Genomic DNA, 14750 nt, shown 5'->3' on the forward strand with positions numbered 1-14750 from the left:
CTCGTGGCTGAGGCGTGTTCACGCTGCCTTCACCTCGGGTGGTTGACGCTTCACAGACCGCCCATCGGCGAGGTCTCCACGTCCTGTCACCGCCAGCCCGGCGGCGAGGATGTTCTTTGCGGCGTTCACGTCAGCGTTGCCGGTATGAGCGCAGGAGGTGCAGGCGAAGACCGCTTGGCTCTCGCGGGACTTCGCATCCACCGCCCCGCACGCCGAACAGCGCTGGGAGGTGTACGCGGGTGGCACCCGCACGACACGGGAACCGTTGTAACGAGCCTTGTGTTCCAGGCCGGTCAGCAGGCCGCCCCAGCCTTTGGAGAGGATGGCCCGGTTCAGTCCGGCCTTCCGCCGGACGCCTCTTCCGGGGGCGTCGCCGGTGCCTTGCGCGCTGGCCGTCATGCTCTTTACTTTCAGGTCCTCCACCACGACCAGCCCATGGTCACGGGTGAGCCGGTCAGCGGTCCACGCCAGAAAGTCGCTACGCCGGTTGCGGACACGCGCGTTCAGCCTGGCGAGCTTCGCTCGTGTGGCGGCGCGCCGGTTCGAGCCCTTGCGTTGGCGCGCGAGCTGCTGCTGAAGCCGCCTCATTCGGGCCGCCTCGCCAGGGGTGACGAACCATCGGTCGCGCATCGTTCCATCCGACGTGGCGACCGCGACCTTCACACCACGGTCCACACCCACGGCGGGTTTGCCGTTCGGCGTGGTCTCGGCTATGCCGTCTTCTACGCAGAACGAGATATGCCAACGTCCACCGTCCTTCAGCACGGTCGCGTTGCGGAGTTGCCCGCCGAGCGGCCTCGTCCAGCGGAAGCGGACCCATCCCAGTTTGGGCAGTTTCACCCGGCCCCACCGGCGCGAGATGCGCTCCACACTGATGTGCCTGGGGTCGGGGAAACGGAACGTCGGCGCGTTCATGCGCCTCGAACGCCACTTCACCCTCCACGTGCCGTGCGTCTTGCATGCCCGTTCCAGGTCGCGCAGCGTCTGCTGAAGCGTGTGCGAAGGGGCCTCGGCCAACCACGTGAAGTCCTTCTTTGCCTCAGCCATCTGCCGGGCCTGCTCCACGTAGCTGACAAACGCCCCGCGACGGCGGTAGGCGCGCCGCTGCTCCAGGCCGGTGTTCCACACCATACGACAGGCGTCACCGATACGTTCGGCGAAGGTCTCCTGCTCGGGAGTGAATGCCAGCAGGTAGCGACGGCCGGTCAACATCTACCGGCTTTTCTGCTGCTCGGCGTAGCGCTTCACCACGGTGCAGGAGTTCGTCCACAAGGTCGGAAGCCGTGACTTCAGATGCGGGAAGTCATCGCACCGCGCCCTGGAGAAACGGCCTTTGACGGCTTTGACCAGCCGGTGAACGCCGTACTGCGGATCGACCTCCACCAGCAGGTGGACGTGGTCGGGCATGACCTCCATTTCCACCAGTCACGCCCTCTTCTCGTCCACCACCTCGCGGATGAGGTCCTTCAGCCGTGTTCCGATCCGGCTGTCAAGCACGTGTCTTCGGTACTTCGGACACCGCGCAACATGGAACACGCACCGGAAGACAACGTTCCGCGCAGTATAGCTATCTAGTGATCGACAGTTCAGAGAGATGGGCTGAATGCACGAATAGACCCAAGGTTTCCGATCACCGGAAACCGGTAAAACACTCATTCGCCATAGAAGACGCGTTCCATGACCAGGCGGGCGCGGCGGGTGACTCGGCGGTAGTCCTCGACGAGGTCCCCGCTGTCGTCCGGCGGGTAGCCGAGGGTGCGGGAGATGAGCGCGCGCTCGCGGACGTCCACCGGGATGGAGTCCGCGGCCCTGCCCCTGACCAGCATGATCGCGTCCCGGACGCGGGAGGCGAGCCGCCAGGCCGCGGCGAGCGCGGTCTCGTCCGTCTCGGAGAGCAGGCCCTCGGCGACCGCGGCGCGCAGTGTCTCCAGGGTGCGGGTGGTCCGCAGCGACGGCAGCGGTCCCGCGTGGCGCAGTTGGAGCAGCTGCGCCACCCACTCCACGTCCGACAGGCCTCCCCTGCCCAGTTTGGTGTGTAGAGCGGGATCGGCGCCCCTGGGCAGCCGTTCGGCCTCCATCCTGGCCTTCAGTTTGCGGATCTGCAGCACCGCATCGTCGGGGATGCCCTTCGCCGGGTAGCGCAGCGGGTCGGCCACGGCGAGGAACTCCGCGCCGAGGTCGGCGTCCCCCGCCGAGAAGCGGGCACGCAGCAGCGCCTGGGACTCCCAGGGGGACGACCAGCGCCCGTAGTAGGCGGCGTAGGAGGCCAGCGTGCGGACCAGCGGTCCCTGTCGGCCCTCGGGACGCAGGTCGGGGTCGATGAGCAGCGGCGGGTCAGGGGCGGGCAGGGCCAGCAGGCGGCGCAGCTCGTTGGCGACCGCGAAGGCAGCCTCCGTCGCCTCCCTCTCCACGACCCCTTCAAGGGGCGAGTGCACGAACATCACGTCGGCGTCGCTGCCGTAGGAGCATTCGAGGCCGCCGAGACGGCCCATCGCGATCACCGCGAACCTGGTGGGAAGCGGGGTGCGCCGCTCCATCTCGACCTTGCCGATGGCGGCGTCGAGCGCGGCCTGGAGGGTCACGTCGTTCAGCGCCGACAATGCCTGTCCGACCCGCTCCACGTCGAGGAGCCCCGACAGGTCGGCGGCGGCCGTACGGACGAGTTCCCTGCGCCGCAGTCCACGGGCGGCGGCGACCGCGCTCTCCGCCTCGCCCGGGTAGCGTCCGACGGTCGCCCGCGCCTCGGCCAGCAGCGCCTCTGGGGGCCGGGGGGCCAGGTCGGTGTCGGAGCCGAACATCGCGACCGCCTCCGGGGCGTGCAGCAGCAGCCCCGTCACGTAGCGGCTGGTCCCCAGCAGCCTGGCCAGGCGGGAGGCGACGGCCGTCTCGTCGCGCAGCAGCCGCAGGTACCACGGGGTCGAACCGAGCTTGTCCGAGACCTGACGGAAGCCGAGCAGGCCCGCGTCCGGGTCTGGGGCGTCGGCGAACCAGCCGAGCATGACCGGAAGCAGGGTCCGCTGGATGGCGGCGCGCCGGGAGACCCCGCTGGTCAGCGCGCTGATGTGGCGCAGGGCTCCGGCCGGGTCCGCGTAGCCGAGCGCCTCAAGGCGGGCCTGCGCGGCGGAGGTCGAGAGGCGGTCCTCCGACTCGGGCAGCCGGGCGACGGCCTGCAGCAGCGGCCGGTAGAACAGTTTCTCGTGCAGGCGTCTGGCCTCCATGGCGTGCCGCCGCCACCGGGTGGTGAACTCGCCGACCGGATCGACGGTCATGCCGAGCCCGCGTCCGAGCCGCCGCAGGTCGCCCTCCCCCTCGGGCACCACGTGGGTACGGCGCAGCCGGTGGAGCTGGATCAGGTGCTCGACCCGGCGCAGGAAGGTGTAGGCCTCGGCCAGGGCCTTGGCGTCGTCCCTGCCGACGTAGCCGCCCCTGGAGAGCGCGGCCAGCGCGGGAAGGGTGGCGCGGCGGCGCAGCAGCGGGTCGAGGCGGCCGTGGACGAGCTGCAGCAGTTGCACGGCGAACTCGATGTCGCGCAGTCCCCCTGGGCCGAGTTTGAGCTGGCGTTCTGCCTCGTCGCCGCGCACGTGGGCCTCGACCCTGCGGCGCATCGCCTGCACGTCCTCGACGAACCGTTCCCGGGTGGCGGCCTGCCAGACCATCTCGTTGGTCATCGAGACGTACTGCTCGCCCAGTTCGAGGTCTCCCGCGATGGGCCGGGCCTTCAGCAGCGCCTGGAACTCCCAGGTCTTGGCCCAACGGTGGTAGTAGGCGCGGTGGCTGGCGAGGGTGCGTACCAGTGGCCCCGACCTGCCCTCGGGGCGCAGCGCGGCGTCCACCTCCCACAGCGCGCCCTCGGGGGTGTTCGCCGAGCAGACCCGCATCATGCCCTGGGCCAGGCGGGTGGCCAGCCGGATGGCGTCGGACTCCTCCGTGCCCTCCCCGGGTTCGGCCACGAAGACGACGTCCACGTCGCTGATGTAGTTGAGCTCCCGCGCCCCGCACTTGCCCATCCCGATGACGGCGAGCCGTACGGCACCGGCACCGGGGTGTTCGGCCCTGGCCACGGCGAGGGCCGCCTCCAGGGCGGCGCCCGCGAGGTCGGACAGCTCGGAGGTGACCTCCGCGAGCGAGGCCTGACCGAGGACGTCGCGGGCGGCCAGGCGCAGCAGGCGGGCCCGGTAGGCGACGCGCAGCGCGACCAGGGTCTCGGTGCCGGTGGCCGCCGCCCTGGGCTCGGGATCCCCGGGATCGGCGCCGACCGCCCGCAGCAGCTCTTCCCGCAGTTCGGGAGCGGTCGGCCGTCTCAGCTCCCGGGTGCCGTCCAGCAGGTGCCGGTGTTCCGGGTGCCTGACCACGTGGTCGCCGAGCGCGGCGCTGACCCCGAAGACGCCCAGCAGCCTCGCCCCCAGGACGGGGTCGGCGACGAGTGCCCCGACGGCCTCCCCGTCCCGCTCGGCGAGCCGGTTGAGCGAGGTCAGCGCCAGGTCGGGATCGGCGGTCGCCACGAGGAGGTCGAGCAGACCGCCCTCGCGCTCCGCGGGGGTGCCCAGCTCGCCGAACAGCCGTCCCGCCCTGGCCGCGTCGGCGAACCCGAGCCTGGCCATCCGGCCCTCGGTCGTCTCCATCCGGGGCACGGCGCTCATCCTCCCTCGTCCGCGGTCACCGGGCACGTGTGGCCTTCCCCGATCACCGCCCCGCCACCCCCGTCCTGTACGGCCAGGCCGCTCAGCCGGACGCGGCGGTGGACGCGACGACGGCGGCGAAGCGCTGGGCGAACGTCCGCCAGGTCCGGATCAGCCTCTCCTCGGCGGCCTTGACCCCCGCGTTGAGCTCCTCGACCGAGTGGCCGAGCCCGGTGAGGTGGTCGGCGGAGTGGCCGGTCCAGTCGGTGAAGACCTCGACGTCCGCCTCCGGGTGGAACTGCACCCCCCAGGCCCGCTCCCCCAGCCGGTATGCCTGGTTGGGGTAGAGGTGTCCGGTGGCCAGCGGCACGGCCCCCTCGGGGAGCCTGGTCATCGCGTCGCCGTGGTACTGGACGGCGGGCACCGGGCCGAACCCGGTGAACAGGATGTCGTCGTCGGCGTCAGGAAGGGGGACGATCTCGGTGGCGCCGATCTCAAGGCCGTGCTCACCGCGTTCGACAGTGCCGCCGCAGGCGAGCGTCAGCAGTTGGGCGCCGAGGCAGACACCGAGGGTCGGCACGCCGTCCTCGACCGAGGTCCTGAGCAGGTCGCGGGTCTCGGGCAGCCAGGGGAAGCGGTCGTCCTCCCAGGCCGCCGCCGTCCCGCCGAGCACGATCAGGCCGTTCCCGGCCCGTCGTGGGATCGGCACTCCGGCGTACGGCCTGATGACCTCGCACTCGGCGCCGCTGTCGGCCAGCCATCCGGCGAAGGCGCCCAGGCCCGCTTCGGCTTCGTTCTCGACGACGGTGATTCTCATGCCGTAATTATCAGCGAAAGCCGTACAAGACCCCATACCAGGTGATTCGGGGGGTGCGGCCCCCGATCCCGTACGGCCTCAGGCGGAGGCGATCCAGACGGCCTTGGCTGTGGCGACCAGGGTGCCGTCCACCTCGTAGACGGCGCTCTCGCCGAAGAGCTTGCGGCCCTCGCGGCCGGTGGCGCGGGCGACGACGGAGTAGGTGCCGCCGGGGTAGACGCGCCGCTCGACCTGGGCGGTCAGCCTGCCGAGCAGGGCCGACTCACCGGGCGTGAAGTGGGCCCAGCCGGTCGCGCAGTCGAGGGCGGCCCACAGGACCGCCTCGGGGACGACGCCGTCCTCGTCGGTGACGGTCATCGGCACCCGCCAGCCCGCGGCGACCAGGTCGGTGCCGGGCACGGAGCCGGGGAAGATCCGCAGGCCGTCCCCCGGGTCGCGCAGGCCGCAGACGAAGCAGCCGGGGAAGGGGTGCCCGGCGACCCCCGCGAAACCGCTCTCCGCGCGGGCCGCCTCGTTGAACGGCACGAACTCGGGGGCGGTGAGCCGCTCGGTGACCGGGATGGCCTCGACGAGCAGGGTCTCACCGCTGGTCAGGGTCGCGCTGTTGGCCAGGTGGCGCAGGGACAGCTCGGTCTCAAGGGGTGTGGGCGCGTGCAGTGTGACCTCGACGGCCGAGTCGTGCCGGGCGCCGTGTGACGCCTGTGAGACCGTGCCCGCTATCCATCCGCCGTTCGCCGAGCCCTCGGGCCCTCGGAAACGCGCCGGGACGGTCACCACGGTCTGCAGCTCGGCAGCCGTTGTCATACGGCACCTCCTAATCGCCCAATACGGCGATTTATCCTCGAAAAATCCCTATAAATGGACCGACCGATTTTACCGGAGCCGCCACGCGGCCAGCGAACCAGGTGACGGTGACGTGCGGGTCAACGGCGCCTTGCCACCCGCCGTCCTGAGAGGAACCGCGGGGGGCGCGTCCTGGCCGGTGAGTCCCCGGTGACGGCCCGCCGACCGTCTCCTCGGAGTCTCGTACGGCCCACGCTCCGTGCCCCGCGGACCGGCCGGCCCACGGGCACGCCGAAGCAGCCCGCATGATCGGGGGTCACAGGGTACGGGCGCCGGAACCGCCCGCGTGGCTGAACCCTACCGCGCCCGGGAAGCGTCCGCGCGAGCCAGGTGGGGGTACGGCCCTCGGCCGCACCCCGGGACCGTCACAGCACCGGCAGGTAGCGGCCGAGCTCGAACTCGGTGACCTGGCGGCGGTACTCGCTCCACTCGGCGCGCTTGTTGCGCAGGAAGTAGTCGAAGACGTGCTCGCCCAGGGTCTCGGCGACCAGTTCGCTGCGCTCCATCACGGCGATGGCCTCGTCGAGCGACTGCGGCAGCGGCTGGATGCCCAGGGCACGGCGCTCGGCCGAGGTCAGCGCCCAGACGTCGTCCTCGGCGCCGGGAGGCATCTCGTAGCCCTGCTCGATGCCCTTCAGGCCCGCCGCGAGGATCACCGCGAAGGCCAGGTAGGGGTTGCAGGCCGAGTCGAGCGAACGGAACTCGATGCGGGTCGAACCGCTCTTGTGGGGCTTGTACATCGGCACCCTGACCAGGGCGGAGCGGTTGTTGTGCCCCCAGGAGATGTAGCTCGGCGCCTCACCGCCGGCCCCGGCGATCGCCTCGGCGCCGCCCCACAGCCGCTTGTAGGAGTTGACCCACTGGTTGCAGACGGCGGTGATCTCGGCGGCGTGCGCGAGCAGCCCCCCGATGAAGGACCTGCCGACCTTGGAGAGCTGGTAGTCGGCCCCCGGCTCGTAGAAGGCGTTGCGGTCTCCCTCGAACAGCGACATGTGGGTGTGCATGCCGGAGCCGGGGTGCTCGGTGAACGGCTTGGGCATGAAGCTCGCCCAGATGCCCTGTTCGAGCGCGACCTCCTTCATGACCAGCCGGAAGGTCATGATGTTGTCGGCCGTGGTGAGCGCGTCGGCGTAGCGCAGGTCGATCTCCTGCTGGCCGGGGGCGCCCTCGTGGTGGCTGTACTCGACCGAGATGCCCATCGACTCCAGCATCATGATCGCGCTGCGCCGGAAGTCGTGCCCCGAGCTGTGCGGGGTGTGGTCGAAGTAGCCGCCGTCGTCGATCGGCTCGGGGCGCTTACCCGCCTCCGGCCTGTCCTTCAGCAGGAAGAACTCGACCTCGGGGTGGGTGTAGAAGCTGAAGCCCATGTCGGAGGCCTTGGCCAGGGTGCGCTTGAGCACCCAGCGCGGGTCGGCGTGCGAGGGCGAGCCGTCCGGCATGAGGATGTCGCAGAACATCCTGGCGGCGCCGGGTGTCTCGCTGCGCCAGGGCAGGATCTGGAAGGTCGAGGGGTCGGGCTTGGCGAGCATGTCCGACTCGTAGACGCGGGCGAAGCCCTGGATGGCCGAGCCGTCGAAGCCGATGCCCTCCGCGAAGGCCCCCTCAAGCTCGGCGGGGGCGATGGCGACCGACTTCAGGAACCCGAGCACGTCGGTGAACCACAACCGGATGAACCGGATGTCGCGCTCCTCAAGGGTACGGAGAACAAACTCCTGCTGGCGGTCCAAAGCCTCTCCTCCACTGCCGAGGCCGGCACGGCGCACATCTGCGGGCACACGTTCGGCCTCCTACCAGTCTGCCCGCCCAGTGTTTCGGACACGTTACGAAGAAGGTGGCCAGACGCCGTTTCGCCCCTTTCCTGCCCCTCCGGTGTCTCCCGTTGTGTCCCCTCACACGCCGCGACAGCCGTACAACCCCGCAGGTGGGGTCAAAAGCATCGGGACACGCCCGGAGTGACGGTGCTGGTACGCAGGGTGACCGGGCGAAACAATGCGGGCCACCGGCCCGCGCGCCGATCACCCGGGCGGTAGGCCGCATGGCGCCCACGGCGAACCGGGACACCCCGGGCCGCGCGCACCCACGTCCACCACGTCCTTCTGACGTCCTTTCTGGGGGAAGACGATGCGTACCCGGCCCAACGCGACCTCGCGGGAGATCCCACTCAGAGAACGGCTGGCGGCACTGTCGGCGCCCTGCCCCATGCATCCGTCCGCGCACCGGATCGAGGCCGCGGTCATCGACTGGGCGCGCAGGACCGGCCTGGACGCCGACCCGGCGCAGGGCGTCCACCGGCTGGCCGGGCGGGCCTTCGCCCGGCACGACACCGGTACGGCCACGCTGTTCGCCCGCTGGCTGACCCTGCTGACCCGGCTGCGCCGCGAGCCCGCCGCGCTCCCCGGGGTGCTCGCGGTCGCCGGGGGCGGTGAGCCGGGGCCCGCGCCGGTCGAGCGGGCCTTCGCCGACCTGTGGGGGACCTGCGCGCCCGCGATGGGCGACGGGTGGCGCGAGCGGTTCGTCGCCGGGCTCGCCGTACCGGACGCGGCGGGGTTCGGGCGGCGCCTGCTCGACCTGGCCGAGCCGTGCCTCGGGGTCGAGGTGCCCGCGCCGCTGCAGGAGAGCCGCCGGTGGCGCGCGACGACCGAGGCCGGTGGCGACGTGGTGACCTGGTGCGACGCCCTGCTGACCGGCCACCTCCCGGTCCCCACTGCCAGGACCGCGGAGACCTCGGGCAGGGCGGCGCACGCCCTGGTGATCGACCGGGTGGTCGAGCGGATGGAGGAACTCTGGAGCGCCGCCCGCGCCCTTCCCCCGCTCGTCGGGCGCCACGATCTCGGTCTCGACGCCTCCCGCGAGGTGATCCAGGTGGCCTGTGCCTTCTTGACGATTCCGAGGGCTTACCTGGAGGGACTTCTGGAATCCCGTCGCTATCGTCACCTAGAGTAACCGCCTGTGTCCCACAAGTAACGTGGAGGTGTAGGATGAGCACAGAGCTTCTCAAGCGCAGGTTGGATCATGCCTTCGGGCAACTGGACGCCGACGGCAACGGGCGGGTCGAACGCGATGACCTGCTTGGCCTGGGCGCCCTGATCCTGGTCGGCTTCGGCGAGTCGCCGACCTCGGCGGCGGGCAGCAAGCTGGTCGATGGGTTCGAGTCGGTCTGGCAGGCTCTGTCCGGTGAGGTCGGCGACGGTGCCATCTCCCCGGAGGAGTTCAGGACCGGCATGTCCTCGGTCCTTTCCGAGGACGAGCGGTTCGACGCGGTGCTGCGACCGGCGGCCGAGGCCGTCGCGGAGATGTGCGACACCGACGGCGACGGTGTCGTCGAGGCCGCCGAGTTGCGGCTTCTGCTGAGCGCGTTCGGCACCCCGCACGGTGAGGCGGAGACCGCCTTCGAGCGCCTTGAGCGCGACCGCGGGGTCTCGGTCGACGAACTGGTCGAGGCGACCAGGGCCTACTACACGAGCGTCGTCCCGGGTGTCGCCCTCGCCCGGTCGGCCGGTTCGCTGTAGTGCCCGTCATCGACGCGGCGACCAGGACCGTCGAGCGGGCCTCCCCGGTCGCCGCCGCTCTGCTGCTGCCCCTCGTCGACCGGGTTCCGGTCATGGCCGCCCCGTGCCGCATGCACGCCTCGATCGACCGGATCACGGCCGCGCTCGCGGACTGGACCCGCGAGGTCGGCCTGGAGACGCCCGTGCTCGCGCGCTTCGACCGGATGGCGGGCCGCGCCTTCGCCGGGTTCGGCACCGACTCGACGCTCCTGTTCGCCAAGTGGCTGACCTGGCTGTTCCACTTCGACGACGAGTGGGACGAGAAACCGGCGGGACGCGCGGCCGGGATCGTCGAGGCCACCTTCTCCCGGCTCGTCCGCCACACCGCGGAGGCCGCCGTCCACGAGACGCAGGCGGTCAAGACGGCCATGACGCTCACCGCGACGAAGCCGAGGCCCGCGGCGCCGGTCATGACGTGGATCCCCTCCCCGCTGCCGGTCAGGACGCCCAGGCCCGAGGGGGTCTCCCCCGTCGAGGCGGCCTTCCGTGACCTGTGGGGGGCCACCGCCCCCCGGATGAGCCGCCGCTGGCGGGAGCGCTTCGCCGACGGGCTCGCGGCCCAGGGGGCGGCGTGCCGTACCGAGGCGGAGAACCGGTGCGCGGGGCGGGTGCCCTCGGTGGCCGAGTACCCCGCGCTGCGCAGGGGGACGGTCGGTCCCTACCTGTTCGACCTGGTCGAGCCGTGCCTGGGGGTCGAGGTCCCGGCCGAGTTGCGGGAGAGCCCGACCTGGCGGACGCTGGTCGACGCCTGCAACGACGTCACCGCCTGGTGCAACGACGTCGCCTCGCACCACAAGGAACGGGCCAACGGTGACGTGCACAACTACGTGACGGTCGCCGCGCACGCCTTCGGCCTGTCCGACGCCGAGGCCGTGGCCTGGGTGAACGACCGGATCGCCGAGCGCGCGGAGGACCTGCGGGCCGCGGCGCGGCGGCTGCCCGGCCTGTTCGACGCGTTCGGGCTCACGCCCGTCGAGGCCAGGAACGCCAGCAAGGTCGCCTGTGCCTTCCTCACCGCGCCGAGGGCACAGCTCGAATGGCTTCTGGAGTCGCGGAGATACGACGTCACGTCCTGAGCCCCACCCCCGCTCAGGACGCGCAGGCCAGGGAGTCCCCCATCGGAGTGCGGCGGTAGACGACCTCGCGGCCGAGACGGCGGCGGGTCACCAGCCCTCCGTCGGTCAGGACCGTCAGGTGCTGGCTCACCGCGCCGGGCGTCAGGGCCATCCTGCGGGCGAGCGCCGAGGTGGTGGCGGGGTCGGCCAGGGCGGTCAGGATCTGCGCCCTGGTCCGGCCGATCAGCGCGGCCAGCGCTCCCGGGGCGGGCGGCGGGCCCGCGGTCCACAGCGTGCCCGCCCCCGTCACCGGATAGATCAGCATCGGCCGGTACGGCATGACCATCACGGTCACGTCGGGCCAGGAGAAGGAGGTCGGCACGAGGACCAGGCCGTCGCCGCCGAGCGGCGCGTGGTGGCTCCAGTGCCTGGCCACCACGAGGCGGTCGCCGAGCCAGCGCACGTTGGGGTGCAGGTCGGCGAACAGCTCCCTGGCGCCGCCCGCGGCCAGGTGACGGGAGCGCCGCAGGACGTCGGCCTCAAGCAGGCCGTGGATCCTGGGCCAGAACTCGGCGAAGGCCGTCTCCCAGTAACGCTCAAGGGCGTCGGAGAACCGGGCGACGCCCGCCTCCGGGTCGTCGAGGAAACGCTCGACGGCCCGTGGGTCGGTCCCCGCGACACGGGCCGCCTCCCTGGCCGCGCGTTCGGGGGGCGTGCGCCGTACGAGATCGAGTTCGGCGGCGAAGTCGGGCAGCGGGGTCAGCGGGGTCGGGGTCGCGAAGTCGACGATGTAGCCGTGCAGCGGCACGAGCGCGAACAGCTCGGCCAGGTCGGCCCCCGAGAGGCGGGACCGTACGGCGCGCAGCCACGGCAGGTGGAAGGAGTGCCTGGCCGGGTCGCGCAGGACGCGCAGGCTGGCGATCAGCTCCCAGATGGGGGAGAACGCGAACCGGATCCTGGCCACGTCGTCAGGAGCGAAGATCCACTCGACCTGATTCGACCTTTTAGGCACGCCTAAAACAGTGGGGCATAACACTGCCCTTGTCCAACCCTGTGGACATGAAGAGTGACTTGACCGGTTTCCTGCGGTCGAAGGTCGGCGGCCTGCCCAGGGCGTTCTGGGCGCTGTGGACCGGGACGCTGGTCAACCGGGTGGGCATGATGGTCCAGCCGTTCATCGGGGTGTTCCTGACGCAGGAGCGCGGCATGTCGTACGCCGCGGCCGGGGCGGTGATGACGGTCTTCGGCGTCGGCTCGCTGCTGTCGCAGGTCCTCGCCGGGTGGCTGACCGACCGGTTCGGCAGGCGGATCACCCTGACCGGGGGCATGGTCGCCACGGCCCTCACCATGGGGGCGCTGGGGTACGGGACCTCGCTGACCGCCGTCGTGGTCACCATGTTCGTGCTGGGGGTCGCCGTCGACGTCTACCGTCCGGCGTCGAACGCCCTGGTGGCCGACCTGGTCCCGCCACAGGACCGGCCCCGCGCCTACGGCCTGATCTTCTGGGCGATGAACCTCGGCTTCGCGGTCGCGATGGTCGCGGGCGGCTGGCTCGCGCGGGCCGGGTACGGCTGGATGTTCGCGATCAACGCCGCCGCGGCGCTGGGTTTCGGCCTGCTGGTGTGGCGGGCGGTGCCGGAGACGCTCCCGGCGCGCGGCACGGCGGAGCCGCGCGGGGGTGGCTTCGCCGTCGTGCTCACCGACCGGCTGATGGTCGCCTTCTGCCTGGTCACGCTGCTGTCCACGCTCGCCTACGCGCAGGTGTTCACGACCCTGCCGCTGGCGATGACGGCCCAGGGCCTGTCCACCACCGACTACGGCCTGGTCGCCGCGGTCAACGGCGTCCTGATCGTGATCCTGCAGCCGCTGACCGGTGACTGGCTCGGCAGGCGCGACCACGCCGTCGTGCTCGCCACGGGCCTGGCGATCATCGGCGTGGGCTTCGCGCTGACGGCCCTGGTCTCCGACGTGCTGGGATACGCGGCGACCGTGGTCCTGTGGACGATCGGGGAGATCGTCACCGCGGGCATCGCGGGCGCCATGGTGGCCGCCCTCGCCCCACCCGCGCTGCGCGGACGTTACGCGGGCCTGTACGGCCTGGCCTGGTCGGGCGGTTCCATGGTCGCCCCGCTGCTGGGCACCCGGCTGCTCGAACTGGGGCCCTGGGCGCTCTGGCCGGTCATCGGGGCCGTCGACCTGGTGGCAGCGGTGGGGGTGCTCGCCCTCGGGCCCGCGCTGCGGCGCCGTACGACACGCGCGGGGGTGGCGGATTCGGCGGCCGCGGCCGTGAATGCCCGGTGATTTCTCACAGGATGCGAACGATGGTGGGTATTACCGTATGACGTCAGACCAGCTAGCCCTACGCTTACCCTGCGATGCTGATATTTCGTGCTCTCGGACCGTTCCAGGCTCGCCACGGCGACACGGTGATCGATCTCGGCGGCCAGCGCCAGATGGCCGTCCTGGCCCGCCTCCTCGTCGCGGGCGGTCGCGCCGTGCCCGTAAGCATGCTCATCGACGAGCTCTGGCCGGGCGAACCCCCCGCTCAGGCGCTGTCGACCGTACAGGGATACGTCTCACGCCTGCGGCGCGCCCTCGAACCGGGCCGCGCTCCCCGGGAGGAGGCGGAGGTGCTGGTCTCGGCGCCGCCGGGGTACGCGCTGCGCGCCGAGGCCCGGCAGGTGGACGCCTGGAGGTTCGAGGACGCCGTCAAGACGGAGGGCGATCCCGCGACCGTGTGGCAGCGGCTCGGGGAGGCCCTGTCGCTGTGGCGGGGACCGGCGCTCGCCGAGTTCTCCGACCTGCCGTGGGCGGTGACCGAGGCGGGCAGGCTTGAGGAGCTGCGGCTGATCGCGCTGGAGCGCCGCGCGGACGCGGGGCTGGCGCTGGGCCGGTCCGGCGCGCTGGTCGCCGACCTGGAGGCGCACGTCTCGGCCCATCCGCTGCGTGAGGAGGCCTGGCGGCTGCTGGCCCTGGCGCTCTACCGGGGCGGCAGGCAGGGTGACGCGCTGGGAGCGCTCCGACGGGCCAGGGCGACGCTCCGCGAGGAGCTGGGGCTCGACCTTGGCGCGACCCTGCAGCGTCTTGAGTCGGACATACTCTCGCAGGCCGCCCACCTGGACCCGCGCGGGAGCACGCCGCCCGTGCAGGAGAGCGTTGTCGTACGGCCCGCCGCCCCGGCGCTGCGCGTGGTGGTGGCCGACGACCAGGCGCTGGTCCGCACGGGCCTGCGCGTCGTGCTCGACAGCGAGCCCGGCTTCCAGCTCGTCGGCGAGGCGGAGAACGGCGAACACGCCATCGCGGTCGTCCGCGAGACCCGTCCCGACCTGGTGCTGATGGACATCCAGATGCCCCGGCTCGACGGCCTGACCGCCGCCCGGCGCATCCTGGCCGACGAGGCCCCGCCGAAGGTGATCATGATGACCACGTTCGGCACGGACGACAACCTCTACGCGGCGCTGCGGGCCGGGGTGAGCGGGTTCGTGCTCAAGACCTCCGCCCCCGAGCAGCTCATCAGCGCGATGCGCGCCGCGCAGGCCGGTGACGCGCTGATCGACCCCGCGGTCACGACCCGTCTGATCGCGGGCTTCGCCGGGCGGGCCAACCCCTCGGCTCCGCCCGGTCTCGCGGGGCTCGGCGACGCCGACCTCGACCTGATGAAGCTGATCGCCAGGGGGCTCACCAACCGGCAGATCGCGGTGACCCTGGCGATCTCCGAGCGGGCGGTCGGCCAGGCGGTGAGCAAGCTCCTCGACCACCTGGGGCTGTTCGACCGCGCCCAGCTCGTCGTCGCCGCCTACGAGTCGGGCCTGGTCAACCCGGGTGACGTAGGCAGGTGACGATGCCGGTCGTGACCCCGTCCGGCCGT

Annotated in this window: 11 protein-coding genes and 1 pseudogene; 5 read left to right on the forward strand and 7 right to left on the reverse strand. The window is 71.7% G+C overall.

Annotation, left to right across the window (positions count from 1 at the left end; genetic code table 11):
- Nucleotides 1-18: 18 nt before the first annotated feature.
- From FHS44_RS15455 to glnA2, 6 genes and pseudogenes are all read right to left on the reverse strand, one after another.
- Nucleotides 19-1212 carry an RNA-guided endonuclease InsQ/TnpB family protein gene (locus FHS44_RS15455; protein WP_184714923.1) on the reverse strand — a complete coding sequence of 398 codons (1194 nt, stop codon included), beginning with the start codon at nucleotides 1210-1212 and terminating at the stop codon, nucleotides 19-21.
- Nucleotides 1213-1590: pseudogene (gene tnpA / locus FHS44_RS15460) on the reverse strand (IS200/IS605 family transposase).
- A 62-nt stretch (nucleotides 1591-1652) separates the two neighbouring features.
- A complete protein-coding gene (locus tag FHS44_RS15465) occupies nucleotides 1653-4640 on the reverse strand; it encodes a bifunctional [glutamine synthetase] adenylyltransferase/[glutamine synthetase]-adenylyl-L-tyrosine phosphorylase (RefSeq protein WP_184714926.1) in 2988 nt (995 codons plus the stop codon).
- Nucleotides 4641-4722: 82 nt separating this feature from the next.
- Entirely contained in the window at nucleotides 4723-5436 is a 714-nt protein-coding gene (locus FHS44_RS15470; RefSeq protein ID WP_184714928.1) for a type 1 glutamine amidotransferase, read from the reverse strand.
- A 78-nt stretch (nucleotides 5437-5514) separates the two neighbouring features.
- On the reverse strand, nucleotides 5515-6240 hold the full coding sequence (locus FHS44_RS15475) for a hotdog fold domain-containing protein (RefSeq protein ID WP_184714930.1): 726 nt from the start codon (nucleotides 6238-6240) through the stop codon (nucleotides 5515-5517).
- A 404-nt stretch (nucleotides 6241-6644) separates the two neighbouring features.
- Entirely contained in the window at nucleotides 6645-8006 is a 1362-nt protein-coding gene (gene glnA2 / locus FHS44_RS15480; RefSeq protein ID WP_184714932.1) for a gamma-glutamylpolyamine synthetase GlnA2, read from the reverse strand.
- 394 nt (nucleotides 8007-8400) lie between these two features.
- Here glnA2 and FHS44_RS15485 point away from each other — a divergent pair, with 394 nt between their 5' ends.
- Genes FHS44_RS15485 through FHS44_RS15495 form a run of 3 tightly spaced genes read left to right on the forward strand, consistent with a single transcriptional unit; the run spans nucleotide 8401 to nucleotide 10903 of the window.
- Nucleotides 8401-9222, forward strand: a complete 822-nt coding sequence (locus FHS44_RS15485; RefSeq protein WP_184714934.1) for an isoprenoid biosynthesis enzyme family protein — start codon at nucleotides 8401-8403, stop codon at nucleotides 9220-9222.
- A gap of 35 nt (nucleotides 9223-9257) precedes the next feature.
- On the forward strand, nucleotides 9258-9788 hold the full coding sequence (locus tag FHS44_RS15490) for an EF-hand domain-containing protein (protein WP_184714936.1): 531 nt from the start codon (nucleotides 9258-9260) through the stop codon (nucleotides 9786-9788).
- Nucleotides 9788-10903, forward strand: a complete 1116-nt coding sequence (locus tag FHS44_RS15495; RefSeq protein WP_184714938.1) for a terpene synthase family protein — start codon at nucleotides 9788-9790, stop codon at nucleotides 10901-10903. Before FHS44_RS15490 ends, FHS44_RS15495 begins: the two co-directional genes overlap by 1 nt.
- A 13-nt stretch (nucleotides 10904-10916) precedes the next feature.
- Here FHS44_RS15495 and FHS44_RS41760 read toward each other — a convergent pair whose 3' ends face one another.
- Entirely contained in the window at nucleotides 10917-11894 is a 978-nt protein-coding gene (locus tag FHS44_RS41760) for an ArsR/SmtB family transcription factor (protein ID WP_184714940.1), read from the reverse strand.
- A gap of 47 nt (nucleotides 11895-11941) precedes the next feature.
- On the opposite strand from FHS44_RS41760, the gene FHS44_RS15505 reads away from it, so the two are divergent.
- Together FHS44_RS15505 and FHS44_RS15510 are read left to right on the forward strand one after the other, a co-directional pair.
- The gene (locus FHS44_RS15505) at nucleotides 11942-13183 is read left to right on the forward strand and encodes an MDR family MFS transporter (RefSeq protein ID WP_184714942.1); all 1242 of its coding nucleotides are present in this window, start codon (nucleotides 11942-11944) and stop codon (nucleotides 13181-13183) included.
- A 74-nt stretch (nucleotides 13184-13257) separates the two neighbouring features.
- Nucleotides 13258-14721: a BTAD domain-containing putative transcriptional regulator gene (locus tag FHS44_RS15510; RefSeq protein ID WP_184714944.1), complete on the forward strand. Its 1464-nt coding sequence runs from the start codon at nucleotides 13258-13260 to the stop codon at nucleotides 14719-14721.
- Nucleotides 14722-14750: the final 29 nt, after the last annotated feature.

The sequence above is a fragment of the Streptosporangium saharense genome, assembly GCF_014203715.1.
Classification (GTDB): Bacteria; Actinomycetota; Actinomycetes; order Streptosporangiales; family Streptosporangiaceae; genus Streptosporangium; species Streptosporangium saharense.